This is a genomic window from Streptomyces sp. NPDC050704 (assembly GCF_040654355.1).
Lineage (GTDB): Bacteria > Actinomycetota > Actinomycetes > Streptomycetales > Streptomycetaceae > Streptomyces.
Genome location: NZ_JBFAHW010000012.1, coordinates 12,807 through 38,452, shown reverse-complemented (window position 1 = coordinate 38,452; position 25,646 = coordinate 12,807). Strand labels below are relative to the sequence as shown.

At 70.3% G+C, this 25,646-nt stretch carries 24 protein-coding genes; 14 read left to right on the top strand and 10 right to left on the bottom strand.

Features of this window, described 5'->3' with window-relative positions; genetic code table 11:
- Position 1: 1 nt before the first annotated feature.
- Positions 2–661, bottom strand: a complete 660-nt coding sequence (locus AB0I18_RS09175) for an isochorismatase family protein (protein WP_363104758.1) — start codon at positions 659–661, stop codon at positions 2–4.
- A 105-nt stretch (positions 662–766) separates the two neighbouring features.
- On the opposite strand from AB0I18_RS09175, the gene AB0I18_RS09170 reads away from it, so the two are divergent.
- The 3 genes from AB0I18_RS09170 to AB0I18_RS09160 all read left to right on the top strand — a co-directional run bounded on the left by AB0I18_RS09170 (position 767) and on the right by AB0I18_RS09160 (position 4,091).
- Complete coding sequence (locus AB0I18_RS09170; RefSeq protein ID WP_363104757.1) at positions 767–2,824, top strand: penicillin acylase family protein; 2,058 nt, start codon at positions 767–769, stop codon at positions 2,822–2,824.
- Between the two features lie 209 nt (positions 2,825–3,033).
- On the top strand, positions 3,034–3,579 hold the full coding sequence (locus AB0I18_RS09165) for a sigma-70 family RNA polymerase sigma factor (RefSeq protein WP_363104756.1): 546 nt from the start codon (positions 3,034–3,036) through the stop codon (positions 3,577–3,579).
- A 98-nt stretch (positions 3,580–3,677) separates the two neighbouring features.
- Positions 3,678–4,091 (top strand): hypothetical protein, encoded by a 414-nt coding sequence (locus tag AB0I18_RS09160; protein WP_363104755.1) that lies wholly within the window; start codon positions 3,678–3,680, stop codon positions 4,089–4,091.
- A gap of 112 nt (positions 4,092–4,203) precedes the next feature.
- Here AB0I18_RS09160 and AB0I18_RS09155 read toward each other — a convergent pair whose 3' ends face one another.
- Positions 4,204–4,845, bottom strand: coding sequence for a flavin reductase family protein (locus AB0I18_RS09155; protein WP_363104754.1), 642 nt, complete (start codon positions 4,843–4,845; stop codon positions 4,204–4,206).
- Between the two features lie 223 nt (positions 4,846–5,068).
- Here AB0I18_RS09155 and AB0I18_RS09150 point away from each other — a divergent pair, with 223 nt between their 5' ends.
- The 8 genes from AB0I18_RS09150 (at position 5,069) to AB0I18_RS09115 (ending at position 14,283) form a co-directional block, all read left to right on the top strand.
- Positions 5,069–7,156 (top strand): pectinesterase family protein, encoded by a 2,088-nt coding sequence (locus AB0I18_RS09150; RefSeq protein ID WP_363104842.1) that lies wholly within the window; start codon positions 5,069–5,071, stop codon positions 7,154–7,156.
- Positions 7,157–7,260: 104 nt separating this feature from the next.
- Complete coding sequence (locus AB0I18_RS09145) at positions 7,261–7,911, top strand: XRE family transcriptional regulator (protein ID WP_363104753.1); 651 nt, start codon at positions 7,261–7,263, stop codon at positions 7,909–7,911.
- Between the two features lie 58 nt (positions 7,912–7,969).
- Positions 7,970–9,307: a Xaa-Pro peptidase family protein gene (locus AB0I18_RS09140; protein WP_363104752.1), complete on the top strand. Its 1,338-nt coding sequence runs from the start codon at positions 7,970–7,972 to the stop codon at positions 9,305–9,307.
- Entirely contained in the window at positions 9,304–10,284 is a 981-nt protein-coding gene (locus AB0I18_RS09135) for a thiamine pyrophosphate-dependent dehydrogenase E1 component subunit alpha (RefSeq protein WP_363104751.1), read from the top strand. Before AB0I18_RS09140 ends, AB0I18_RS09135 begins: the two co-directional genes overlap by 4 nt.
- Positions 10,272–11,252 carry an alpha-ketoacid dehydrogenase subunit beta gene (locus AB0I18_RS09130; protein ID WP_363104750.1) on the top strand — a complete coding sequence of 327 codons (981 nt, stop codon included), beginning with the start codon at positions 10,272–10,274 and terminating at the stop codon, positions 11,250–11,252. The genes AB0I18_RS09135 and AB0I18_RS09130 overlap by 13 nt, the downstream gene beginning before the upstream one ends.
- A gap of 34 nt (positions 11,253–11,286) precedes the next feature.
- Complete coding sequence (locus AB0I18_RS09125) at positions 11,287–12,645, top strand: amidohydrolase family protein (RefSeq protein ID WP_363104749.1); 1,359 nt, start codon at positions 11,287–11,289, stop codon at positions 12,643–12,645.
- A 28-nt stretch (positions 12,646–12,673) separates the two neighbouring features.
- Complete coding sequence (locus AB0I18_RS09120) at positions 12,674–13,597, top strand: cupin domain-containing protein (RefSeq protein ID WP_363104748.1); 924 nt, start codon at positions 12,674–12,676, stop codon at positions 13,595–13,597.
- Positions 13,594–14,283 carry an SDR family oxidoreductase gene (locus AB0I18_RS09115; protein WP_363104747.1) on the top strand — a complete coding sequence of 230 codons (690 nt, stop codon included), beginning with the start codon at positions 13,594–13,596 and terminating at the stop codon, positions 14,281–14,283. Before AB0I18_RS09120 ends, AB0I18_RS09115 begins: the two co-directional genes overlap by 4 nt.
- A gap of 48 nt (positions 14,284–14,331) precedes the next feature.
- On the opposite strand, the gene AB0I18_RS09110 is transcribed toward AB0I18_RS09115, so the two are convergent.
- From AB0I18_RS09110 to AB0I18_RS09085, 6 genes are all read right to left on the bottom strand, one after another.
- Complete coding sequence (locus AB0I18_RS09110) at positions 14,332–15,147, bottom strand: SAM-dependent methyltransferase (protein WP_363104746.1); 816 nt, start codon at positions 15,145–15,147, stop codon at positions 14,332–14,334.
- 67 nt (positions 15,148–15,214) lie between these two features.
- Positions 15,215–15,865 carry an endonuclease gene (locus AB0I18_RS09105; RefSeq protein WP_363104745.1) on the bottom strand — a complete coding sequence of 217 codons (651 nt, stop codon included), beginning with the start codon at positions 15,863–15,865 and terminating at the stop codon, positions 15,215–15,217.
- Positions 15,862–16,200 carry a DUF3140 domain-containing protein gene (locus tag AB0I18_RS09100; RefSeq protein WP_363104744.1) on the bottom strand — a complete coding sequence of 113 codons (339 nt, stop codon included), beginning with the start codon at positions 16,198–16,200 and terminating at the stop codon, positions 15,862–15,864. The genes AB0I18_RS09105 and AB0I18_RS09100 overlap by 4 nt, the downstream gene beginning before the upstream one ends.
- 71 nt (positions 16,201–16,271) lie before the next feature.
- The gene (locus AB0I18_RS09095; RefSeq protein WP_363104743.1) at positions 16,272–16,751 is read right to left on the bottom strand and encodes a DNA starvation/stationary phase protection protein; all 480 of its coding nucleotides are present in this window, start codon (positions 16,749–16,751) and stop codon (positions 16,272–16,274) included.
- A complete protein-coding gene (locus AB0I18_RS09090) occupies positions 16,748–17,008 on the bottom strand; it encodes a WhiB family transcriptional regulator (protein WP_363104742.1) in 261 nt (86 codons plus the stop codon). The genes AB0I18_RS09095 and AB0I18_RS09090 overlap by 4 nt, the downstream gene beginning before the upstream one ends.
- Positions 17,009–17,052: 44 nt before the next feature.
- A complete protein-coding gene (locus AB0I18_RS09085) occupies positions 17,053–17,862 on the bottom strand; it encodes a lysophospholipase (protein ID WP_363104741.1) in 810 nt (269 codons plus the stop codon).
- A gap of 151 nt (positions 17,863–18,013) precedes the next feature.
- On the opposite strand from AB0I18_RS09085, the gene AB0I18_RS09080 reads away from it, so the two are divergent.
- The 3 genes from AB0I18_RS09080 (at position 18,014) to AB0I18_RS09070 (ending at position 21,615) form a co-directional block, all read left to right on the top strand.
- A complete protein-coding gene (locus tag AB0I18_RS09080) occupies positions 18,014–18,787 on the top strand; it encodes a sulfite exporter TauE/SafE family protein (RefSeq protein WP_363104740.1) in 774 nt (257 codons plus the stop codon).
- A 143-nt stretch (positions 18,788–18,930) separates the two neighbouring features.
- Positions 18,931–20,766, top strand: coding sequence for a glycoside hydrolase family 15 protein (locus AB0I18_RS09075; protein WP_363104739.1), 1,836 nt, complete (start codon positions 18,931–18,933; stop codon positions 20,764–20,766).
- A 102-nt stretch (positions 20,767–20,868) separates the two neighbouring features.
- Positions 20,869–21,615: a cobalt-precorrin-6A reductase gene (locus AB0I18_RS09070; RefSeq protein WP_363104738.1), complete on the top strand. Its 747-nt coding sequence runs from the start codon at positions 20,869–20,871 to the stop codon at positions 21,613–21,615.
- Positions 21,616–21,640: 25 nt separating this feature from the next.
- Here the strand turns inward: AB0I18_RS09070 and AB0I18_RS09065 are convergent, their stop codons facing one another.
- Positions 21,641–23,716, bottom strand: coding sequence for an MDR family MFS transporter (locus tag AB0I18_RS09065; protein ID WP_363104841.1), 2,076 nt, complete (start codon positions 23,714–23,716; stop codon positions 21,641–21,643).
- A 1,106-nt stretch (positions 23,717–24,822) separates the two neighbouring features.
- On the bottom strand, positions 24,823–25,593 hold the full coding sequence (gene cobF, locus AB0I18_RS09060; RefSeq protein ID WP_363104737.1) for a precorrin-6A synthase (deacetylating): 771 nt from the start codon (positions 25,591–25,593) through the stop codon (positions 24,823–24,825).
- Between the last annotated feature and the right edge of the window lie 53 nt (positions 25,594–25,646).

The following is a 25,646-nucleotide window of genomic DNA, read 5'->3' as shown; positions in this document are numbered from 1 at the left end:
CTCACATGCTCTGGGCGGCCTTGCCGTGCAGGAGTTGGCGCAGCAGTTGGTTGGTGGTGCACACGACGCTGGTGCGTGCGATCCAGCGCAGGGCCATGGAGTGGTCCTCCGCGGAGAAGTCGGCGACGGCGTCGGCGACGACGAAGGGCTGGATGTCGTGCATGAAGGCATCGGCCGCCGTCAGCAGGATGCCGAGATGTGCCCGCACCCCGCAGAGGATCAGCTGGTCCCGGCCCGTGGAGCGCAGCAGCCTGCCGAGATGGCTGCGAAGGAAGGCGTTGTGGCGGACGTTGACCAGCAGGTTCTCGCCGACCCGCGGAGTGAGCTGCGGGACGATCGCCGCGTCGCCGTCGGGCTCCTGGCTGATGCCGGGACCCCATATGTCGGTCATCAGCCCACGCTGGCCGGGGCGTTGGGCGGCCGGTTCGGCGCTGAAGACGACCGGCATGCCGAGGGTGCCCGCGAGTTCGCGCAGGGTGGCGATGTTGTCGATGAGTTCCATGACGGGGGAGCAGTCCGGCGGGAACGCCTGGACGAAGTGGTTCTGCATGTCGTGGATCAGCAGCGCGGCCCGTGCCGGATCGATCGTCCACGGCGGGCCCGACGGGGGAACCGCGGAACGGTCGGGCATGGGATAGGAGTGGATGACCGGTAAGCCCATGGGCGGACTCCTCCCTACTGGCCTGTGCGCCGAGTCCGACTGAGGGAAGTTAGCTTAGCCTAAGCTAACTTCCCTGTTGGATCGAGTACTGAGGAGTGCCGAGAAGTGCGGACAGCGGCGAGCAGTGGTACGTACCGGGACGCCTGGGGAATTCCGCATCTCCGTGCGTCCGGCCCGACGCGGCTGGCCTTCGCTCAGGGAAGGAACGCCGCACACGACCGGGCCTGGCAGATCGAGGTGGAGCGGCACCGCTCGCAGGGCACCACGGCCTCGTTCCTCGGCGCGACCGCCGTTCCCTGGGACCGGTTCGCCCGCCAGGCGCGGCTCGACGACACGGCTCGGCGCTGCTTCGACGCGCTGGAGGAGGAGACCGCGGCCTGGGTGTCGGCGTACGTGGACGGAGTGAACGCCGGACTGGAGCGGGGAGCGGCGAAGGCGCCCGAGTTCGCGGCCACCGGGCTTGTCCCTGAGCCCTGGGAGAGCTGGACACCGCTCGGCGTCTGGCTCGCCCATCACATCCTGTTCGCCGGGTTCCCGACCAAGCTGTGGCGCGAGGAGGTGGCCCGCCGGTTCGGCGCCGAGGCGCTGGAACTCTTCGCCGCGGATGATCCCGGCACCGCGGGCTCGAACGGCTGGATGGTCTCGGGCGACCGCACCGCCACCGGGGCCCCGCTCATCGCGGGCGACCCCCACCGGTTCATTCAGAATCCGGGGTTCTATCAGCAGATCCATCTGTCGTGCCCGGAGTACGACGTCGTCGGCTTCGCCGTCCCCGGCGTTCCCGGCATCGCCCACTTCGGCCACACCGGGACCGTGGCCTGGGCCATCACCAACGCCATGTCCGACTACCACGACCTGTACCGGGAGCGCCTGCGTGAACAGGGCGGCGGGACCGAGGCGTTGGGGCCCGACGGATGGCGGCCCGTCCTCCACCACCGCGAGACCATTCGGGTCGCGGGAGGCGAACCGGTCGAGATCGACGTGACCGAGACGGACCGGGGCCCGCTCATCGTCGAGGACACCGGCGACGGGCTCCGCGGCGGCATCAGCCTCCGCTACCCGCCCCGCGTCACCGCCGACCTGGGTTTCGACGTGCTCCCCGCCCTCCTCCGCGCCCGTACGGTCGACGACGTGGACCGGGCCCTCGACCGCTGGATCGAGCCGGTGAACGTCGTGCACGCCGCGGACACCTCCGGGGGACTGCTGCACCGGGTGGCCGGATACGTGCCCGTACGCCACCGGGACAACCAGCTGAGGATCGTGCCCGCCTGGCAGCGGGGGCACGGCTGGCGGGGCCGTCACGACACTCCCCGCGCCGAGGTGGACGGCATCGCCGTGATGGCGAACGAGCGGGGCCTCGCCGCACCCCTCGGTACGGAGTTCGCCCCGCCGTACCGAGCCGACCGCATCGGCGCCCTGCTGCGGAGGTCGCGGGACTGGACGCCCCGAGCGATGGCGGACATCCACATGGACACCTACCTCGCGGCCGCCGCACCCCTCCTCGAACGGGTGGCGCGGCTCGACGGCCTCGGCCCGGAAGCCCTCCTGCTGAGGGACCGGCTGCTGGCCTGGAACCGGCACATGGCGGCCGACAGCATCGCCGCCGCGGACTTCGCGCGGCTGCGCTCGGCCGTCGTACGACGGGTCGCGGCGGCCCCGGAGCTGAAGAGCCTCGCCGTGCCCTCGCTGCCGTATCCCGCCGTGTTCGAGACCTGGCTGAACCTCACCGCGAAGGTCGCCTTCGCGCTGGAGAAGCTGCTGACCACCGATCTGCTCCCGGAGCTCGACGGCACGGATATCGTCCGGGCCGCTCTGGAGGAGGCCGCCTGCGCGGAACCGGTGACCTGGGGCGCGCTGCACCGCTTCGCCCCCGCCCGGACCCTTCCCGCCGCCGAGGAGGAGCAGTGGCCGGGCCTCGCCGGTGACCACGACTGTGTGCTGGCCACCTCCAGTACGCCCGGCGTCACCGACCTGAGCAACCGCGGCCCCTCCGCCAGGTACGTCTGGGACCTCGACCGCCGCGAGAACAGCCTCTGGGTCGTCCCGCTGGGCGCCCGCGGCATCCCGGGCGACGAGCACCAGCGGGACCAGCTTCCCCTGTGGCTGCGCGGCGAACTCGTACCCGTCGTCACCGACTTCGCCCGCCTCACCGAGGAGCCCTGAGGGGTGGTGTAGCACGCTTCGGAGCGCACCGGAACATGATCATCCGTTTTACATGCGGATGAGTGGACGGCAATGGTCCTGGTTTGCGGCTATCCCGGCTCGGAAAGTAACTTCGCGTCTGATGGGGATAGTTCGTGCGAATATTCGAGTTCGCACCGAGAAATTGTTTCGGGGCCATGGTTCACAGGAATTCAGTAGACAGCTCACATGTGCTCGATGTCGTCGGTCGAGTAATTCCTGAATCCCGGGAAGAATGGTGCAGAGAATTATCCTGGGATGTGATCGCCGGTCATCGGGACAGGCTGATGCGGCTGGTCCGCCGACGGCTTCCGACCGCGCAGGACGCGGAGGACTGCGTACAGGAAGCGATGCTGAGGGCTGCCGCGTACGGCGGTCTCGACCGGGACCGGATCGGTCCCTTTCTGACCACGGTCGCCCTGCGGCTCTGCGTCGACCACTACCGCGAGCTGGAGCGGAGCCGACGGCTGCTGCGCCGTGCCGCGGACGTGCGTACGCCCGAGACGCCGGACGAGGGCGTGTGTGACAGGGACTTCGGGCGCTGGCTGCTCCGGCAGGTGTACCTCCTGCGGGGCCGGGAGCGGCAGGTCGTTCTCGCCCGCGCCCATGGCATCTCCACGCTGGAATTCGCCCGCATCCACCAGATCTCGGTCAAGGCGGCCGAGGGTGCCTTCACGCGCGGTCGGGCACGGTTGCGGCTCGCCTGTGCCAACGCGCTGGACGGCGCGGCGGCCTAGCGGATTTCCGCCTTCTTCCCGCGTACGGCACAGCGGCGCGGGCATCGGAACGGCTCCCGGACTCCGGGGGCGCAGGCGAGAGGGAAAGGAAAGTGACCGTGGGCAAGAAGGATACCCAGAACACCCAGAACACAGTCAAGGATTTCTTCGGCGATACCGCCGACAGCGCGAAGAACACATTCGGCGACATTCTCGACCGGAAAAGCGATGACCTGCATTCCGCGGACTGGCTCACCCCGGTGAACCCGTATCAGGCGCTGACCGGGCTGCCGGGCGGCGCACCGAGGACGGTCGGCCCCGTGCCGACGCCGGGCGGCGCGGCCGAACCCGTGGCCGGGACCGCCCGGCCGGGAGCGGCGGACTTGGCGGAGGGGCTGGCGGCCTTGCGGCAACAGACCGCCCAGCTCTCCCAGCTCGTCGCCACCCTGCTGGGCGTGCTGGAGAACGTCCAGGGCATCGCCGGTGCGGTGACCGGCGGTGGCCGGGCGCCGGTGGCGGGGAAGGGCACCTGAGCATGTGCACCTGAGCATGTGCTGAGCCGGGCACGCGGCGGCCCTGACCGTGCACGCGAGACGCCCGGCCGGGAAGTCCCGGCCGGGCGTCCGGCGCAGCCGCGTGCGCTCGTCAGCCGGCGCACGGCGCGGTGAGGGTGTGGAACGCCCGGTCGTGCCAGAGCAGCGGTCGTCCGCCGTTCACGTCGACCGCCATCACGCGTCCGACGACCGCGTGATGATCCCCGTACGGACGTATGTCCTCGACCAGGCACACCGACCACGCGAGCGCGTCGGCGAGCACCGGCAGCCCGAGCACCTGCCGCACGGGGACGCCGGAGAACCGGCTCGCGGGTGACAGGGAAGGGTCCCCGAAGGCCTTGGCCACCTGTTTCTGACGTGTCGTCAACAGGCTGACCGCGAAGGCGCCTTGGTCACGCAGGGCGGCCAGGGTGCCCGAACCGCTCCGCAGGCAGGCGAGGATCAGCGGCGGCCGGGCCGACAGGGGCGTCAGGGCGGACACCGTCATCCCGGTCGGACAGCCGCCCGCGTCCAGGGCGGTGACGACGGTGACACCGGCCGAGAGTTTGGCGTAGAGACCGAGACAGCGGACCGCGTCGGGGCCGGGCCCGTCCCGCAGGGCGTCCCATCCGGCCGCACCGGCGTCGGAGGGGCCCGCGACGCGCTGTTGCGGGGTGAGCGTGCGGTCGGCACTGTCGTCGAGGCCCGGCAGTTGCTTCGTGAGGGCCGCGCGCTCGCGCTCCAGGAATCTCATGTCGTCCCCTGCTCCTTGGTCCTCGGTTCTCAGGTGTCGTCGGCGGCGTCGTCTCTGTTTACGCACGAGGCGCCGGGACCCCTCGGCCCGAAGAGGCGCGATGCGAGGCCCCGCCGTCGACCTCGAAATTTTCGAGATCTGAGACATCGGCAACCCATCCCGCCCCCGGTGGCGACTGCCTGGCGCAATGCTTCGGAGATCAGTCACCAGGGCGGATATGACGATGGAAACCATCCAGCACAAGGCGCGGCACCGCAGGCGCAGGCTCGGTCTGACGGTCGGGCTCCCCACGGCGACGGCGGTCGCGGCCGGTATGGCGTACGGCACGTCGTTCGGGGTGTTCGGCGAGGACGCGCAGCCGAAGGCCTCGGCGGCGACGGCGGCATCGACCTCGGCCGCGGCGTGGACGAACGACGTCGCCGACGGGTTCGCCTCGGTCAACGCGTTGGGCCAGAAGGGGACTTACGGCGGACGGGACGGCAAGACCGTCACGGTGAAGACCCTCGCCGACCTGGAGAAGTACGCGACCGCCGCGGAGCCGTACGTGATCGTCGTGGCCGCGACGATCAAGATGAACCCGGTCGGCAAGGAGATCAAGGTCGCCTCGGACAAGACGATCGTGGGCTCGGGCACCTCGGGTCAGATCGTCGGCGGCGGCTTCTTCCTCGGGCAGGGCGTGCACAACGTCGTCATCCGCAACCTGACGATCCGTGACTCCTACCAGGGCACCTGGAACGACAAGGAGCACGACTTCGACGCGATCCAGATGGACGGCGCGCACCACGTGTGGATCGACCACAACGACCTGCGCCACATGGCCGACGGGCTCATCGACAGCCGCAAGGACACCACCTATGTGACGGTGTCCTGGAACAAGCTGAGCGACAACAACAAGACCTTCGGCATCGGCTGGACCGAGAACACCACCGCGGACCTGACGATCCACCACAACTGGCTCCGCGAGACCGAGCAGCGCAACCCGTCCACCGACAACGTGGCCCACGCGCACCTCTACAACAACTACCTCCAGGACGACGCGGGCACGGCCATCAACTCCTCCTACGGCAACTACGCCCGCGGCAGGACGAAGATGGTCCTGGAGAACAGCTACTTCCAGGGCATGAAGAACCCGGTCACCAAGGACAGCACCGCCGCCCTCGTCCAGCGCGGCAACGTCTTCTCCGGCACCAGCGGCCGCAACGAGAGCGGTGGCACGGCGTTCGACCCGAAGACGTACTACAGCTACACCCTCGACAAGACGGCCGACGTACCCGCGCTGCTCAAGTCCGGTACCGGACCGCGTACTTCGATCGGCACGACCGGCACCGCGGCGAGCACCAAGGCCGCGGCCGCGACCACCCTCACGGTGGCGAAGGACGGCTCCGGTCAGTTCAGGAGTGTCCAGGCCGCCGTCAACGCCGTTCCGGCGAACAACACCTCACGGGTCGTCATCTCCATCAAGCCGGGCACCTACCGCGAGCTCGTCAAGGTCCCGCGCGACAAGCCGCATGTGACCTTCCAGGGCACGGGAGCCAGCCGCAAGGACACCGTCATCGTCTTCAACAACGCCTCCGGCACGCCGAAGCCGGACGGGTCGGGGAACTACGGCACCGGCGGCAGCGCCACCGTCGCCGTGGAGGCCGACGACTTCCAGGCCCGCAACCTCACCTTCGACAACGACTTCGACGAGGCGAACAACCAGAGCCTGAACGGGCACCAGGCCGTGGCCCTGCGCACCGCCGCCGACAAGGTCGTCCTCGACAGCGTCATCGTCACCGGCGACCAGGACACCCTGCTCCTCGACACGGCCGCCAAGGACAAGCTCGGCCGCGTCTACGTCAACAACTCCTACATCGTCGGGAACGTCGACTTCATCTTCGGCCGGGCCAGCGCGGTGATCAACAAGTCGGTGATCACGCTGAAGAAGCGCTGGAACGGCACCTCGGCGGGCTATGTCACGGCGCCCAGCACGGCGGCCAACCGCAAGGGCTTCCTGGTCATCAACAGCACGGTCAACGGCGATGTCTCCGCGTCCACCTTCTACCTCGGCCGCCCCTGGCACGCCGGCGGTGACGCGACCCTCGACCCGCAGACCACCGTCCGCAACACGTCCTTGAGCAGCGCGATCAGGCCTGCTCCGTGGACCGACATGAGCGGCTTCTCCTGGAAGGACGACCGCTTCGCGGAGTACAAGAACACCGGCGCGGGTGCCGGCTCCGCGAGCGGCGACCGCCCGCAGCTGACCGACGCCCAGGCCACCGGCCAGGAGATCGCCGACTGGCTGGGCGACTGGACCCCCGCCGCCTCCTAGCCCGTCACTTCCGTTCCGGGACCGCCCCTTTTCCGGGCAACTCCTCCGTGCCGAGCGGCCGCGCTGTTCAATGGGGATGAACGTTCCCTGCGAAAGGAGCCGCCGTGTCCCCTGTGGTCGTGCCGCCCGTCGGCGCGCGTATCCGGCAGGCGCGTACGGCGCGGGGGATCAGCCTGCGCGGCCTGGCGCGGGAGATCGGGGTGTCCGCGAGCCTGATCTCCCAGATCGAGACCGGCAAGAGCCAGCCCTCGGTCAGCACGCTGTACGCGATCACCACCGCGCTCGCCATCCCGGTCGAGTCGCTCTTCGACGCGGAGAGCGACCCGGCCCGGTCTCCGGCGGCGGCGACCGTGGGCGCGCCGCCCGACACGGTCCTGCGGGCACTCGCCTCCTTCGCCGCCGACCCCGGCCGCAGGATCGGGCCGCTGGTCGGCGGCGCCGAGCGGGAGGTGCTCGAACTCGACTCGGGTGTCGTGTGGGAGCGGCTCGGCCATGTTCCCGGCATGGAGGTCGACTTCCTGCTGGTGACGTACCGGCCCGGCGGATCGTCCTCAAGCACCGGCGGGCTCATGCGGCACCCGGGCACCGAGTACGGCTATCTCACCTCCGGTGAACTGGTCCTCACACTCGGTTTCGAGGAGTACGCGATCCGGCCCGGAGACGCGGTGAGCTTCGAGTCGACGACCCCGCACCGCTATCGCAACGACGGCGACGAACCGGCCGTCGGAGTGTGGTTCGTGTTCAGTATGCCTTGACACTTTCCCCGGACGGTCGTTCACTCCGGATGAGGGTTACGGTGAGGATGGTGGTCGCATGGCAATCCGCACATTCGGACCGAACGCCGTCGACTGGGAACAGCGCATCGACCTGAACCGGCTGCGCACGGAACGTCTCGCCCGGCTCAACGCGGAGCTGAACCGCTCCGAGTTGGGCGCACTGCTCAGCTTCGACTTCGCCAACATCCGCTACATGTCGTCCACCCACATCGGCACCTGGGCGATGGACAAGCTGATCCGCTTCGCGCTGCTCGTGCGCGGCGGCGAACCGATCGTCTGGGACTTCGGCTCCGCCGCCCGCCACCACCAGCTCTACAACCCGTGGCTCGACTACAGCGACGGCAAGGAAGGCCCGCCCACCGGAGCCCGCGCGGGCATCTCCACCCTCCGCGGCGCCTTCCACCCGGACGCCGGAATCGCGGCGGACGTGGCGGCGAAGGTGGCGACGGAACTCCGTGAACACGGCCTGGCGGGCGAGCCGTTGGGCGTCGACCTCGCCGAGATGCCGGTGCTCCACGCCCTGAAGCAACAGGGTATCGACGTCGTGGACGGCCAGCAGGTCTTCCTGGAGGCCCGCCGCGTCAAGACCCCCGACGAGATCTCCCTCCTCACCCAGGCCTGCTCGATGGTCGACGCGGCCTACGAGGAGCTGTACGGCTACCTGCGGCCGGGCGTGCGGGAGAACGAGTGCGTCGGACTCGTCAGCAAGGTCCTCTACGACCTGGGCAGCGAGTACGTCGAAGGCGTCAACGCCATCTCCGGGGAACGCTGTTCACCGCACCCGCACGTCTACAGCGACCGCCTGATCCGGCCCGGCGACCCCGCCTTCTTCGACATCCTGCACAGCCACCTCGGCTACCGCACCTGCTACTACCGCACGTTCGCCGTCGGCAGCGCCTCACCCGCACAGCGCGACGCGTACGTCCGCTGCCGCGCCTACATGGACGAGGCCATCGCCCTGGTGAGGCCGGGCGCCACCACCGCCGACATCGTCCAAGTGTGGCCGCGCGCCGAGGAGTTCGGCTTCCCCGACGAGACGGCCGCGTTCGCGCTGCAGTACGGCCACGGGGTGGGCCTGTCCATCTGGGAGAAGCCCATCTTCAGCCGCCTCGTCTCCCTCGACCATCCCGAAGTCCTCGAAGAGGGCATGGTGTTCGCGCTGGAGACCTACTGGCCGGCGGCCGACGGCTGGTCGGCGGCGCGGATCGAGGAGGAGGTCGTCGTCACGGCGGACGGGTGCGAGGTGATCACCAAGTTCCCGGCCGAGGAACTCCTCGTCGCGGGCCGCAAGTACTGGACCGTCGGCGGCGAACTCAACACCCGCCGCGAGGCCCAGTCCCACCTCAACACCCGCGAGGGCAGGGGCGGGACATGACCGACGGGCCCCAGCTCCTCGCGCTCTACGAGCAGATGGCCGTGATCCGCCGTACGGAGAAGGCGGCCCACGACCTGTTCCTGTCCGGCCTCGTCAAGGGCACCACCCACCTCGCCGCCGGACACGAGGCCATCGCCGTCGGCGCGAGCGCGGCCCTGCGCGACGACGACTACGTGTTCGCCACCTACCGGGGCCACCACCACGCGCTGGCCCGCGGCGCCACCCCCGAGGAGTGCCTCGCCGAGCTGATGAGCCGCGCCACCGGACTGTGCGGCGCCAAGGGCGGCTCGATGCACCTCACCAAGGCCTCGCGCAACATGCTGGGTTCGTACGCCATCGTCGGTGCGCACCTGCCCATGGCGGTCGGCGCCGCCTGGTCGGCCCGGCTGCGCGGTACCGAGCAGCTCGCGGTGGCCTTCTTCGGCGACGGCGCGACCAACATCGGCGCGTTCCACGAGGCACTCAACCTGGCCGCCGTGTGGAAGCTGCCCGTGCTGTTCGTCTGCGAGAACAACCTGTACATGGAGTACACGCCGATCGCCGACGTGACCGCGGTGCCCAATCCGGCGGCCGACCGGGCGCCCGCCTACGGCATCCCCGGCGAGATCGTCGACGGCAACGACGTGGTCGTCGTCCGGGAGGCGGTGGCGCGGCTCGCGGACAGGGCCCGTGCGGGAGACGGGCCCAGCCTGCTGGAGGCGCAGACCTACCGGCACTTCGGCCACAGCCGCTCCGACCCGGCCACCTACCGGCCGGCGGAGGAGGTCGAGCGCTGGCTCAAGCACGACCCGCTCGACGTGGCGCGCGGTCGCCTGGCCGAACTCGGGGTGCCGGCCGAGGCGGTCACCGAGGCCGACGACCGCGCGACCGACCTCGTACAGAAGGCAGTCGAGGCGGCGAAGAACGCGCCCGCGCCCGATCCGCGGGAGGCGCTGACCGACGTATGGGCGGACGGAGGTGCGGCGTGGCGGACGTGATCACCTACCGGCAGGCGGTCGCCGAGGGCATCGCGCGCGAGATGCGGCGCGATCCGGCGGTGGTGTGCCTGGGCGAGGACATCGGCGCGGCGGGCGGGGTGTTCAAGACGACCGTCGGGCTGTACGAGGAGTTCGGGTCCGAGCGGATCTGGGACACGCCGATCTCCGAACAGGCCATCGTCGGGGCGGCGATGGGCGCAGCGATGACCGGGATGCGGCCGGTCGCCGAGATCATGTTCTCCGACTTCCTGGCCTGTTGCTGGGACTACCTCGCCAACGAGATACCCAAGGTGCGGTACATGACGGGCGGTCAGGTCACCGTGCCGCTCGTGGTGCGCACGGCCAACGGTGGCGGTCTCGGCTTCGGCGCGCAGCACTCCCAGGCGACCGAGAACTGGGCCCTGACCGTCCCGGGACTGAAGATCGCCGCACCGGCCACCCCGGCCGACGTGGTCGGCATGATGGCGGCCGCCATCCGCAGCGACGACCCCGTGGTCTTCTTCGAGCACAAGGGCCTACTCGCGACCAAGGGCGCGCCCGCGCCGCCGGACCACGTCGTCGAGCTGGGACGCGCGGCCGTCGTCCGTGAAGGCGCCGACATCACCCTCGTGGCGCTCGCCTCGATGGTGCCCGTGGCGCTGACCGCGGCCGAGCGGCTGGCCCAGGAGGGCATCGACGCCGAAGTGATCGACCTGCGCTGCCTGATACCGCTGGACATGCGCACCGTGCTCGACTCCCTCGCCGGGACCTCGCGGCTGGTGACCGTCGAGGAGAACCCGTACCAGGGCGGCTGGGGCGGCACGCTCGTCTCGGTCGTCGCCGACGAGGGATTCGGCCTCCTCGACGCGCCCGTACGCCGGGTCGCGTCCGAGTGCGTACCGCTGCCCTTCGCGGACGCCCTCGAAGAACAGGTCATCCCCACCGTCGACAAGGTCGTGGCGACCGTGCGGAACCTCGCCGCGTACTGAAACACCTCTTGAACACCTCATGGGAGGAAGAGCCATGCCCCATCGGATGCTGTTGTGCTCGGGCCATGTCGTCTCGATGGATCCCGGCGTTGGAGACCTGCCCGGCGGTGACGTCCTCATCGAGGACGGGAAGATCGTGGCGGTCGACCGCGAGATCAGCGCGGACGCGGAAGTGCTCGACATGACCGGGCGCATCGTCATTCCCGGCTTCGTCGACACCCACCGCCACACCTGGGAGGCGCCCATCCGCGGCTGCGCGCCCAACGCCACGCTCGACGACTACTTCGTCGAGGTCCTCGACACCTTCGCGCCCGTCTACGGCCCCGAGGACGTGTACGCGGGCAACCTGGCGGGCTCGCTGGAGTGTCTGAACGCCGGGATCACCACGCTCGTCGACTGGTCGCACATCAACAACACGCCCGAGCATCCCGACGCCGCGGTACAGGCGCTCGGCGAGACCGGCATCCGCGCCCAGTACGCGTACGGAAGCGCCAACACCTCACTGACCGACTACTGGTTCGAGAGCAAGATCGCCATTCCGGCGGACGACGTACGCCGGGTGAGGGAGCGTCACTTCCCTTCCGACGACGGCCTGTTGACCATGGGCCTCGCCACCCGCGGGCCAGGCTTCTGCATCAACGACGTCGTCGAGGCCGAGTGGCGGCTCGCGCGCGAGCTGGACATCCCCCTCACCGTGCACGTCGGCATGGGCCGGCTGGCCGGCCGCTTCGGGATGGTCAAGCAGTTGCACGACCTCGGGCTGCTCGGCTCCGACACCACCTACGTGCACTGCTGCTACTTCAGTGAGGAGGAGTGGCGGATGGTCGCCGACAGCGGCGGCACTGTCTCCATCGCACCCCAGGTGGAGACGCAGATGGGGCACGGCTGGCCGCCCGTGATGAAGGCGATCGAGTACGGGCTGCGGCCGAGTCTGAGCATCGACGTGGTCACCACCGTGCCCGGCGACATGTTCACCCAGATCCGCGCGGCCTTCGGCGCCGAGCGGGCACGGGTGAACGCCGAGTGCTGGCAGGCCGACACCGCCGTCCCCGAAACGATGTTGACGGCACGTCGGATGCTGGAGATCGCGACGGTCAACGGCGCGCATGTCGCGGGACTTGAACACCGCACCGGTTCACTGACCCCCGGCAAGCGCGCCGACATCGTCGCGATCGACGCCACGGCCCTCAACATGGCGCCACTGATCGACCCGGTGGCCGCGGTGACGCTGTGTGCCGACGTGTCCAACGTCGACACGGTCATCGTCGACGGTGTCGTCCGCAAACGCGACGGCAGGCTGCTCGGTGACACCGCGCGGGCCCGGCGCCTGGTCGAGGAGTCCCGTGACCGCCTCATGGCGGCGGTCGAGGCACGTAAGAAGCAGCAGGCATAAGGGAGTTCACGCGGAGGAAGCGACAGGCATGACGCACTACGTGATCCAGCGGGCGGCGGACGCCACGTTCACCGCCCCGCCTCAACCGCCGTACGAGAGCACGGGGTTCCGGCGCCGGTCGGTCGTCGGAGAGACCGACGGTTCCGTGCACACGGGCTTCGGCGTGTGCGAGCTGGCGCCGGACGGAGCGATCCGGGCCCACGTCCACTCGTACGAGGAGTCCTTCCACCTGCTGGCGGGGACGGTGATCCTCGATACGCCCGAAGGCTCGTACCTCCTCGAAGAAGGCGACTACGGGCTGCTCCCCACCGGCCTGTCGCACGCCTGGCGCGGCGCCGGGGACACCGCCGCACGCTGGGCGGACATGCTCGCGCCGGTACCGAGAGCGCGCTACGGGTACGACACCCGGGCGGTGCCCGCGCTGCCGGCCCGCGAGCCGCTCCGGATCGACGTACGCGACCCGCGCACCCGCTCGTTCGGGCACTTCGAGGCCGCCCAGATGGACCCCGGCAAACAGTCCCAGGACCTCCTCTCCGTGTCGGCCAGCATGCGCACTGCGCTGCTCGTCTACAGCGGGATCACCGTGAAGATGATGGTGGACGCGGATCTCGGCGCGGTCGCCTCCACGATGTTCATGGTGCAGTACGCGGCCGACGGCGTCGCGGGCGCGCACGACCACCCCTTCGAGGAGACGTATCTGATCGTCGAGGGCACCGTGGATGCCACCTTCGACGGCGAACGGCACCGGCTCGGCGTGGGCGACGCGGCCTGGGCGGGCGCCGGTTGCGTACACAGCTTCACCAACGCCGGGGCAGGGCCGGTGCGTTGGCTGGAGACCCAGGCGCCGCAGCCGCCGTCCCGGCACTCCTACCGGTTCGCCCGGGACTGGGACTACCTGCGAGAGGTGCTGGAGGAACCGGAGGAACCGGTGGATCTGGAGGAGAAGCCATGAGCAGTGTGGTGGTCATCGGCGGTACGGCCGGCATCGGCCACGAGATCGCCCGGCACTGTGCCGAGCGGGGTGACGAGGTGGTGCTCACCGGCCGTGACGCCCACCGCGCCGACACACTCGCCAAGGAGATCGGCGCGCGTGGGCTGGCCCTGGACCTCTCCCGGCCGAAGGAGATCGCCCGGGCACTGGCGGGCGTCGAACACGTCGACCACCTCGTCCTCGCGGGCATCTCCCGCGACCAGAACCGCGTCACGGAGTACGACGTCGACGCCGCGCTGTACCTCGTCACACTCAAACTCGTCGGCTACACCGAGGTGGTGCACACACTGCTGCCGCGGATGACAGAGGAGAGCGCCGTCGTGATCTTCGGCGGGCAGGCCAAGGAGCGGCCCTACCCGGGCGCCACGACGGTCGCCACGGTGAACGCGGGAGTGACCGGCCTGGTCCGAACCCTCGCGAGCGAGCTCGCGCCGATCCGCGTCAACGCCGTCCACCCGGGCATCGTCGGCGACAGCCCGTTCTGGGCGGGCAAGCCGGGGGAGGTGCTGGAGAACTACCGCGCGCAGACGCCCACGGGCCGGCTGACGCGGATGCGGGATGTCGTGGACGCGGTGGACTTCCTGCTGCGCAACCGTGCCGTCAACGGCGTAGATCTCAGTGTGGACGGCGGATGGCTGCTGCGATGAACGACGACGGTGGGGACGGGGTCGGAGACGGGCGGCGGGTCGCGGGCCTCAGGTGGTCTTGAAGGCCACCCCCGCGTACAGCGGCACCGGCGCGTCGCCCTTGAGCCGCTCGCCCCGCGCGAGTTCCGGATGCCAGTCCGGCAGCGCGACGACCCCCGGGTCGACCAGTTCGAGTCCACCGAAGAACCGGGTCACTTCGGCGTGCGAGCGGGCCACGAGCGTGACACCCCTCGCCGCGTACGACTGCACGGCCCGCTCCATGTTCTCCGGATCGAAGTCCCTGGTGATCATGGACAGCGCGAGGCAACTGCCGGCCGGCAACGCCTCGACCAGGCTGCCCACCAGTTCGTACGCCCCGTCCTCGTCGGCGATGAAGTGCAGCAGCGCGACCAGCGACAGCGCGATGGGCCGGTCGAAGTCGAGTACGGCCGCGGCCTGGTCCAGGATCTTGCGCGTCTCGTGGGCGTCCGCCTGGATGTACTCCGTCACGCCCTCGGGGGTGCTGCGCAGCAGCGCCGCGGCGTGCGCCAGCACGATGGGGTCGTTGTCGACGTACAGAATCCGGGCGTCGGGCGCCGTGGACTGCGCGATCTGGTGGAGGTTGGGCTCCGTCGGGATGCCCGCGCCGATGTCCAGGAACTGACGGATGCCGGCCTCCTGGGTCAGCCAGCGCGTGGCCCGGTGCATGAACCAGCGGTTGTTGAGCGCGGAGTGCTTGGCGTGCGGCTCCAACACCGTCATCTGACGGCCCAGTTCCTCGTCGACCGGGTAGTTGTCCTTGCCGCCCAGGAGCCAGTCGTACACCCGTGCCGGATGCGGCCTGCTGGTGTCGATCCGCTGCTGGAAAGGCTCGGTATCCGTCATACGGCGCTCCTCTGCTCGTCAGTGTGTGCGAGCAGTGTGGCACCGTTCACCGACTCTTCGAATCCCTTTACCCGGTGTGCCGCAGACACTCCTCCACGATCTTCCTGTCGAGCGCCGCCCGCACCAACGCGGCCGCCAGCACTGCCGGTTCGGTGTTTCCGGCGATCTTCACCAGCCGGTCCGGCTCCGTGGGCAGTCCGAGCCGGTCCGCGCCCTGCAGTGCCTTCGTGTCGAGATACGGCGCGGCCTCGGGCCAGACCCGCTGCACCTCGCGCAGGAAGATGTCCACGCCCGCCGGACCGAGACCCGGTATCTCCCGCAGCAGAGCGCGCAGTTCGTCGAGGTCGCCGTCCGCCGCGTCCCGCATCCGCCGCAGATCACCGCCCCAACGTTCCGTCAGAAGTTCCGCTCCGTCGCCGAGTTGGGTCGCCGTGCGCTCGTCGTAGCGCCGGTAGCCGCCCCGGCCCAGCGCGTCCACCCGCTGCTGCCAGGTGGCACCCGCCATCCGGCGCGGGTCGCGCATCCCCGACTCGTACAGGGCACGGGTGGTCGCCACGGCCACGGAACCGCGGATCCGCGCGCTGAGGAGACAGGCCATGACCAGCGTGCGGTACAGCGGCTGCGGCGTGTTCCGCAGCCGGATGCCCGCCTCCTCGGCGAACGTCCGGCCGTGCTCGGCGACCAGTGTCCCGACCACCCGGTCCGCCCGGCCGGTCATGGCGACGGCTTGAGCGGATCGTGCCCCAGCGTCATCAGCCGATGACGGCGCCGGGTGTCCTCGGCGACGGGCTCGTTCTCCAGGTCCGTCTGGGCCGTCACGGAGTCCACGACCCGGTACATCACACGGATGTCGTCGTCGGTGAGATCCGTGCGGCGCTTCTGGAGAATGGCCAGGACATGCTGGCCGGTGGGCGAACCCGCCTGGTCCGGCAGCGGCTCGGCCTCCTCGTCCGCGTCGCGCACCCGCAGCCAGGTGGCCAGCTCCTGCGAGGTCATGTTCACCACACGGTGGAACTCGTCCCACAGTGCGTCGAGTTCGAGGGCGTCGGCCATGGCGTGTCCCTTTCGTCGGTCCCTTTCGTTCGTGCGCCTCTCGCGTTCGGCGCCGCGCGGACGCCCAGTGGTCAGTCCCGCGGCCAGTCCTCGGCCTGGAACATCCAGCGGTGCTTCTCCAGCTCCGCCGTGAGGCCGATCAGCAGGTCCTGGGTGACGAGATCGGCTTCCCCGGTCGCCTCGATCCGCTCCCGCAGCTGCCCGACGGCCGTCTCCAGTGCGTCGACGAGCGTGCCGACGACATCGCCGTCCCGCACCCAGCCCTCCTTCGGGCCCTGGAGGGCGCAGGTCGTGGCGATGGTCTCGGGGCGGCCGTCGGGCGGCACGCCGAGCGCCGCGGCTCGTTCGGCCACGGTGTCGGAGTACGAGCGGGCCGTGGCGACGACCTCGTCGAGCTGGAAATGGATCGAGCGGAACCGCGGGCCCACGATGTTCCAGTGCGCCTGCTTGGCGATGAGCGAGAGCCCGACCATGTCCACCAGGGTGCCCTGCAGGGCGTCTCCGACCACCTGACGTGCGGCGTCGGGGAGCGTGCTCTTCACTACGGTCATGACGCGCTTCTCCTTGAGGCTTCGTGACGGCGGACGACACGGAGCAGCGCGGCGCGCTCGTCCTCGCCCGTACCGCCCCACACGCCGGAGGTCTGTCCGGTGGCGAGCGCCCAGGCCAGACACTGACCGGTCACCGGGCAGCGGGCACAGATCCGCTTGGCGGCGGCGATCTCCTGCCGTGCCGGACCGGTTGTGCCCACGGGAAAGAACAGTTCGGGGTCCTCATCCGCGCAGGCAGCGCTCCGCAACCACTCCATGCGGGCCCGAGTGCCCAGGGCGGATCAGCGAAAACACCCGTGTTTCAGGCCACGAGCACCCGCTCCACAAAGGCGGTCACGTCCGCGAGGACCGCCTCCTTGTCCGTCTCGTTGAACACCTCGTGCTGTGCACCCGCGTACACGCGCTCGGTCCGGTCGGCGCCGCGCAGCTCCTCGACGCCCGCCCGGCTGCCGGGCAGCGGCACGATCCGGTCGTCCTCCCCGTGCAGCCACAGCAGCGGCAGGCCACCCACGTCGCCGCTCTTGGAGATGGTCTCCAGAGTGCGTACGAAGGCCTCCAGCGTGGGGCGCTTGAACGGCCCGTGCCAGACGAGCGGATCCGCCGCGTACGCCTCACCGACCGACGGGTCGCGCGAAAGCGTCGCCGGGTCGATGGGCAGATCGGGCAGCGGGTCGAGCGGCAGCAGTTTCCCGGGCAGCTCCCAGCTGCCGATCACCGGCCCGGACAGGACGAGGGCGGCCAGGCCGTCCCCGTACCTTTGGGCGTGGCGGGCCGCGATGAGGCCGCCCATGGAGTGGCCGATCAGCACGACCGGCACTCCGGGATGGGCGGCCCGGGCCAGCCGCTCGACCGCGTGGACGTCGGTCACCACGTCCTCGAAATCCTCGATCAGCACCCGCTCGCCCGCCGACCTGCCGTGCCCCATGTGGTCGGGCCCGAACACCGCCGCGCCGTGCCCGTGCAGTACGTCCGCCACGTGCTCGTAGCGGCCGATGTGCTCCCCGTAACCGTGGACAAGGAGCGCGACGTACCGCGGCCGCTCCTGTGGCCACTCGCGTGCGGTGATGCTGCCCCGGGTGCCCGTGAGGGTGTGCTCGCGGGAGTCGGCCATGGCTCCTCCATCGGCGTCGGCGAAGGTTCGGGAGGATCTTTCCAGGGAGCCTGGCTGCGGTCCACCGTCTCGGCGGGGGCTTCTCGGCAGGGGCCACCTGTCGAGACGGTCCTGACACGGCCGGATGCGTGGGCATAGCATCGGTCCTCGCATGAACACGATGACGCTCTGGAACATCACCGGCTGGGAGTTCGCCGCACTCGCCGCCGCGGCCATGCTCGTCGGCTTCTCCAAGACAGCCGTGAGCGGGGCCAACACGGTCAGTCTCGCGATCTTCGCGGCCGTCCTGCCGGCCCGGGCGTCGACCGGCGTGCTGCTGCCCATCCTCATCGTCGGGGACGTGCTCGCCGTGCTCACCTACCGGCGGCACGCGCACTGGCCCACGCTGTGGAAGCTCTTCCCGGCGGTCGCCGCGGGGGTGGTCGTCGGCACCGTGTTCCTGATGTGGGCCGACGACGAGATCGTACGGACGTCGATCGGCGCGATCCTGCTGCTGATGGCCGGGGTCACAGTGTGGCGCCGGCGCCAGGCCGCCGCCGAGGAGGAACCCGACTCGGTGACCACGTCGACCGGCCGCATCAAGGCGCGCTCGTACGGTGTGCTGGGCGGCTTCACCACGATGGTCGCCAACGCGGGCGGCCCGGTGATGTCGATGTATCTCCTCTCGGCGGGCTTCCGCAAGCTCGGCTTCCTGGGGACCTCCGCCTTCTTCTTCTTGATCGTCAACGTCTCCAAGGTCCCCTTCAGCGTCGGCCTCGGCCTGATCGACGGCCACTCGCTGCTGCTGGACGCGGCCCTCGCCGCCTTCGTCGTGCCGGGTGCCGTCATCGGCAAGTACGCCGTGAACCACATCAACCAGCGCCTCTTCGAGCAACTGGTGATCGGCGCGACGGTGGTGGGCGGCGCACAGCTGCTGCTGCGCTGATCGCGACCGGGCGACCGCCGCACGCTCCCTCCGCCGTGCCCCTCCGCTGTATTCGGGAATTCCTGTCCCGCCGCGTCCGTGCCCCGCCCCACCTAGGCTGGGGAAGCGCCGGAAGTGCGTCCCGGGGCAGAGAGGCTGTTGCCATGTCCGAGGCATACGCTCACCAGGCCCCGCCGGGGGCCGCCCGTTACCTGCCGATCGCCGAACACGGCCTGATCGGTGATCTGCGCAGCGTGGCCCTGGTGGGCACCAACGGCACGATCGACTGGTACTGCTGCCCGTCCTTCGACGCTCCCAGCGTCTTCGCCTCGATCCTCGACGCGGACCGGGGCGGATCGTTCGAGCTGGCGGCCGCCGTGCCGGCCAGGACCAAGCAGTTCTACTTTCCCGACACCAACGTGCTGGTCACCCGCTTCTTCACCGAGGACGGTGTGGGGGAGGTCCAGGACTTCATGCCGTTGGAGGACGACGGAACGGAGGCCGACCGGCACCGGTTGATCCGGCGCGTGCTGTGCGTACGCGGCACGATTCCCTTCCACGCGCGCGTGGCCCCCCGGTTCGAGTACGGAGCCCAGCCGCACACCGTACGGCTGCACGACGAGATGGCGGTCTTCGAGTCCGCTGACTTGTCGCTCGCGCTGACCGCCACGGTGCCGCTCGAATGCGACGGCCTCGACGCGAGGGCGGACTTCAAACTCGAGGAGGGCGAGTCGGCGGTGTTCGCCCTCGACCAGGTCAGCGGCGACATCCCGCCCCGCTGCTGCCCGCGCGCCGAGGCGGAGGAGTCGTTCGCCGCCACAGTGGCGTTCTGGCGGCAGTGGCTGACCTCCTCCCACTACCGCGGCCGGTGGCGGGAGATGGTGCACCGCTCCGCACTGACCCTCAAGCTGCTCACCTACGCGCCGACCGGAGCGATCGTGGCCGCGGCGACGACCAGCCTCCCGGAGCAGATCGGCGGCGAGCGCAACTGGGACTACCGGTACGTATGGGTGCGTGACGCCGCCTTCGCCGTGTACGCGCTGCTGCGGCTGGGCTTCACGAGCGAGGCCGAGTCGTTCATGGCCTTCCTGGCCAAGCACATCAGCCCGGGCGACGGCCGCCCCTCGGGCCCGCTGCAGATCATGTACGGCATCGACGGGCGCACCGACCTGCCCGAACGAGAACTCTCCCACCTGGAGGGATATCAGGGTTCCGCCCCGGTCCGGGTCGGAAACGCGGCAGCCGACCAGCTCCAACTCGACATCTACGGGGCGCTGATCGACTCGGTCTACCTCTACGACAAATGGGCCCAGCCGATCTCCAGCGACCAGTGGGACGACATCTGCGCGCTGGTGGACTGGGTCTGCGAGCACTGGGACCAGCCCGACGAGGGCGTCTGGGAGACCCGCGGCGGCCGCAAGAACTTCCTGTACTCACGGCTGATGTGCTGGGTGGCGATCGAGCGGGCCATCAGGCTGGCCAACCGCCGCGGGCTGCCGGCGGACCTCCCGCGCTGGTTGCAGGCGCGCGACACGATCTACCGGCGGATCATGAAGCGCTACTGGTCGCCCACGCGACAGGCGTTCGTCCAGCAGGAGGACGGTGACGTCCTCGACGCATCCGTGCTGATGATGCCCCTGACCAAGTTCATCTCGCCCACCGACCCGAAGTGGCTGTCCACCCTCGACGCGCTCACCGAGGAGCTGGTGTCCGACTCGCTGGTCTACCGCTACGACCCGACCGTGAGCCCCGACGGCCTGCGCGGCGAGGAGGGCACGTTCTCGATCTGCTCCTTCTGGTACGTCGAGGCCCTGACCCGGGCCGGACGGCTCGACGAGGCGCGGCTGGCCTTCGAGAAGATGCTCACCTACGCCAACCACCTGGGCCTGTACGCCGAGGAGATCAGCCACACCGGCGAGCAGCAGGGCAACTTCCCGCAGGCCTTCACCCATCTCGCCCTGATCAGCGCGGCGTTCAACCTCGACCGCGCCCTGGGGTGACAGGCGGGCCCAGCGGTGGGGATTACAGGCGGGGCCGGCGGTGGGGATGACGGGCGGGGCCGGCCGGGGGATGTGCCGGACCCGCCCCGTACGCTCGACGCCATGTCCCCGCACGTCCTGCTCCTCGGCGGCACCACCGAGGCCCGCGAACTCGCCGCGTCGCTTGCCGCCCGGCCCGGGGTGCGCGTGACCACGTCTCTCGCGGGCCGCGTGTCCCGGCCGGGGGCGCTCGAAGGCGACGTACGCATCGGGGGATTCGGCGGGGCGGAGGGCCTCGCCGAGTGGCTGCGCGCCGAGCACGTGGACGCCGTCGTCGATGCCACGCACCCCTTCGCCACGGGCATCACGGCGAACGCCGCACGGGCCGCGGCGGCCACCGGCGTCCCGGCCGTCGTCCTGCGCCGGCCGGGCTGGCAGCCGGGCCCCGGCGACCGCTGGCATCCGGCGGCGTCCCTCGACGAAGCCGCCGCCCTGCTCCCGCCGCTGGGCCGGCGGATCTTCCTCACCACTGGCCGCCTGGGCCTCGCGGCCTTCGCCCACCTGCCCGAACTCCACTTCCTCGTACGCTCGGTGGAGCCCCCCGAACCCCCGATGCCACGCCGTACCGAAGTCCTGCTGGCCCGCGGCCCGTTCACGGTGGAGTCCGAGACGGCTCTCCTGCGCGAGCACCGCATCGAGGTCGTGGTCACCAAGGACAGCGGCGGCTCGTCGACCTCGGCCAAGCTCACGGCCGCCCGGGAACTCGGGCTGCCGGTCGTGGTCGTACGCCGTCCGCCGCTGCCCGAGGGCATCCGGGCCGAGTCCGACGTGGCGGCGGTACTGGCTCGGCTGGATCTCGCTTCTCCGTGAACCTCGATGTACGTGAGGCCGCCGGTCAGCTCTCCGTCGCCGGGACCAGGGTCTTGGGGCTGGGTTGGGCGGGGAGGTCGTGGCTCAGGTCCTCGACGAGGAGGCGCTTGGCGATGGTGTCGACGGCGGCGCGGAGTTCCGCGCCCGACGGGCGGCCGAGGTCCTGTTCGACGCGCTCCGCGAGCCAGGTGCCCCAGGCCTCGCTGATGACCCGGGCCTCGCGGGCGCCCGCTTCGGTGTGGGAGAAGAAGGTGCCGGAGCGGGTGAGGTAGCCCTCCTCGACCATGCGCTGGAAGACCGGGACCAGGACCTCCGGGGGCATGTGCCGGCGGGCGGCGATCAGCGAGATGTTGGCGTGCCCGACCAGCCGGGTGAACAGCTCGACCTGCATCACCGCCCAGGCGCCCGCGATGTCCAGCCGGGTGTCGGACTCGGTGAGGAGTCGGCGCATGGTGTCGAGACGCGTACTGCCGATGATCTTTCCGACGGCGGCTTCCAGCCGCTGCCGGTTGTCGGCCGAGGACGGCGTCGCGAAGCCCTCGCCCATGTCCGTGGAACCCATCCGGGCGCTGTCGCGCAGCTGCACCTGTTTGAGGAAGAGGGCGACCAGGAAACCGAGGGCCGCCACCGGCACCGTCCAGAGGAAGACGGTCTGGAGCGTGTCGGCGTAGGCCTTGATGATGGGTGCTGCGGCCGCCGACGGCAGGTCGTGCAGGCCTTCCGGACTGGTCGCCGCCTTGCCGACGGTGGCGGGATCCGCCCCGCCCGTCCGGGCCGCCTCCGCGACACCGTCCGAGAGGTTCGGCTTGAGGGTGTTCGCATAGATGGTGCCGAACACCGCGGTGCCGAACGAGCTGCCCAGCGTACGGAAGAAGGTGACGCCGGACGTGGCGGTGCCCAGGTCGGCGTACTCGACGGTGTTCTGCACGGCGATGGTGAGGACCTGCATGCACAGTCCGATGCCGGCGCCGAGGATGAACATGTAGAGCGACTCGAGCCAGGTGTTGGTGTCGGTGCCCATCAGGGAGAGCAGATAGAGGCCGACGCCCATGACGAGGGCGCCGATGATGGGGAAGATCCGGTACTGGCCGGTCTTGCTGATCACGTTGCCGCTGAAGATCGACGCGATGAGCAGACCGATGACCATGGGCAGGGTGCGTACGCCGGACACCGTGGCCGAGTCGCCGTCCACGTACTGCAGATACGTCGGCAGGAACGTCATCGCGCCGAGCATCGCGAAGCCCACGATGAAGCTGAGGATCGAGCAGACCGTGAAGACCGGGTTGCCGAACAGGCGCATCGGCAGCATGGGTTCGGCCGCGCGGGTCTCCGCCCAGCAGAACAGTGCGAGGGAGAGGGTGCCGCCGACGAACAGGCCGATGATCGTCGGCGAGCCCCAGGCGTACTCGTTGCCGCCCCAGCTCGTTGCCAGGATCAGGGAGCTGGCGCCGATCGCCACGAACGCGATGCCGAGGTAGTCGATGACGGGGCGGGTCGCCGACTTCACCACGGGGATGTTCCGGGCGGCCGCGACGACGACGGCGATCGCGATGGGGACGTTGATGTAGAAGGCCCAGCGCCAGGTGAGGTGGTCGGTGAAGAGACCGCCGAGCAGGGGACCGATCACGGTGGCGACGCCGAAGACGGCGCCGATGGCGCCCTGGTACTTGCCGCGCTCCCGCAGCGGGATCACGTCCGCGATCAGGGCCATCGCGGTGACCATCAGACCGCCCGCGCCGATGCCCTGCAGGGCCCGCCAGGCAATCAGCAGCGTCATGTTCGTGGACAGGCCGCACAGGAACGAGCCGGTGATGAAGATGATCGCCGACGCCTGGAAGACCACCTTGCGGCCGAACAGGTCACCGAACTTGCCGACCAGCACCGTCGCGACGGTCTCCGCCAGCAGATAGCTGGTCACCACCCACGACATGTGCTCCGCGCCGCCCAGGTCCGACACGATGGTCGGCAGCGCGGTGCCCACGATCGTCTGGTCCAGCGCGGCCAGCAGCATCCCGAGCATGATCGTCACGAAGACGACGTTGCGGCGGCGCTTGTCCAGTACGGGCGGCTGGGCTGCGGGTGCTTCCACGGCGTCAGTGATCGTCACATCGCTCAGCTTCCCACCGAGGGGTGGGGCATGCATGTGGGCTATTGCCGTGGGGGTTGGGGGAGTGGGGTGTGGTGCGGTTCGGCCGACGGGGAACGGAGCGGTTGCTGTTCGGGGGACCGAGACGGGGACGAGGCGGGGGTTGTAGTGGGTGCGGTCCCTTTGCCGGGCGGGCGACGTCAGCCGTGGGGCGGGGGCGAGTCGGACACCACCGGTTTCGGCCGCGTCGGTCGCTGACCTCGCGGCGGGGGGATCCAGGGAGGTCCGGTTAGGCCGGTAGGGGGCGCTTTCCTGCCCCGCCTCGCTGGACGGGGTGTCCGGGAGGGGGTACGGGGCTGCTGCCGTGCCCCGTCCCACTGGGGCGACCCCGCACTGCCGCGACCGGCTTCGCAGGCGGGCAGAACAGCCCGGCCTGCGGCACCCTGTCCCCGGAGCCGGAGCCGGAGCCGGAGCCGGAGCCGGAGCCGGAGCCGGAGCCGGAGCCGGAGCCGAAGCCGAAGCCGAAGCCCGGAGTCATAGGCCGTGACCCGGGCGCCAGGGCTGCGGGTCGGAGCCGGAAGCCGGGGCCCGGAGCCCGGAAGCCAGGGGCTGGGAGCCGGAAGCCGGAAGTCGGGAGCAGGGAGCCAGGGCTGGGGGTTGGGGCCGGAAGCCGAGAGTCAGGGGATGGCAGCCGGGGCCCGGAAGCCCAGAGCCAAGGGCCGGGAGCCCGAGCCGGGAGTCAGAGGCCGGAACCTCGGTGCCAGGGCCGCGGGTCGGAGCCTGAAGCAGGGAGCCAGGGCTGGGGTTGGGAGCCGGGGCCCGGAAGCCCAGAGCCAAGGGCCGGGAGCCCGAGCCGGGAGTCAGAGGCCGGAACCTCGGTGCCAGGGCCGCGGGTCGGAGCCTGAAGCAGGGAGCCAGGGCTGGGGTTGGGAGCCGGGGCCCGGAAGCCCAGAGCCAAGGGCCGGGAGCCCGAGCCGGGAGTCAGAGGCCGGAACCCCGGAGCCAGGGCTGCGGGTCGGAGCCGGAAGCAGGGAGCCAGGGCTGGGGTTTGGAGCCGGAAGCCAAGGGCCGGAGCCAGAGGCCGGGAGCCGGAACCCGGGATCCGAGTGACCTGGCCCCGCCTATCCGTGCGGCCGCCTGCGCAGCAAGTACGTGTCCATGATCCAGCCCTTGCGGTCCCGGGCCTTCGCGCGGAGTTCGGCGATCCGGGGGGCGGTCTCCGCGAGGGGGCCGGAGGCCAGGATCTCGTCGGGCGTGCCTATGTACGCACCCCAGTAGATGTCGATGTCCTGGTCGGCGTACCGCTGGAACGTCTGGTGGGCGTCGAGCATGACGACCACGTCGTCGACCCCGTCGGGGAAGCCCTCGGCGAGACGGCGGCCCGTGGTGATCTGGACGGGCCGGGCGACGCGGTTGAGCCCCGTGCGGTGGCGGGCGACCAGAGCCGAGACGCTGCTGATACCCGGTACGACGTCGTAGTCGAAGGTCACCGCACCCCGGTCGAGAATCTCCTCCAGGATGCCAAGCGTGCTGTCGTACAACGAGGGGTCGCCCCACACGAGGAACGCCCCCCTCTCGTCCTCGCCCAACTCCTCGGTGATCAGCCGCTCATAGATGTCGGCGCGGGCACTGCGCCAGTCCCCGACCGCGGGGGAGTAGCCCGCGCCCCCGGCGGCCCGGTCCCGCTCCGGGTCACGCGCCTCCACCAGCCGGTATGCCCCAGCCGGTATGTGAGCGTCGAGGATGTCACGGCGCAGCTGAACGAGGTCCGACTTCACCTCGCCCTTGTCGAGGATGAAGAACACGTCCGTGCTCTTCAGCGCCTTGACCGCCTGCAGGGTCAGTTGGTCGGGATCGCCCGCTCCGATACCGATGACATGAATCTTTCGCACACCCCGAGTCTGCCGCACGCCACTGACAACCCGGTCACCGCACCCGTCCGGCA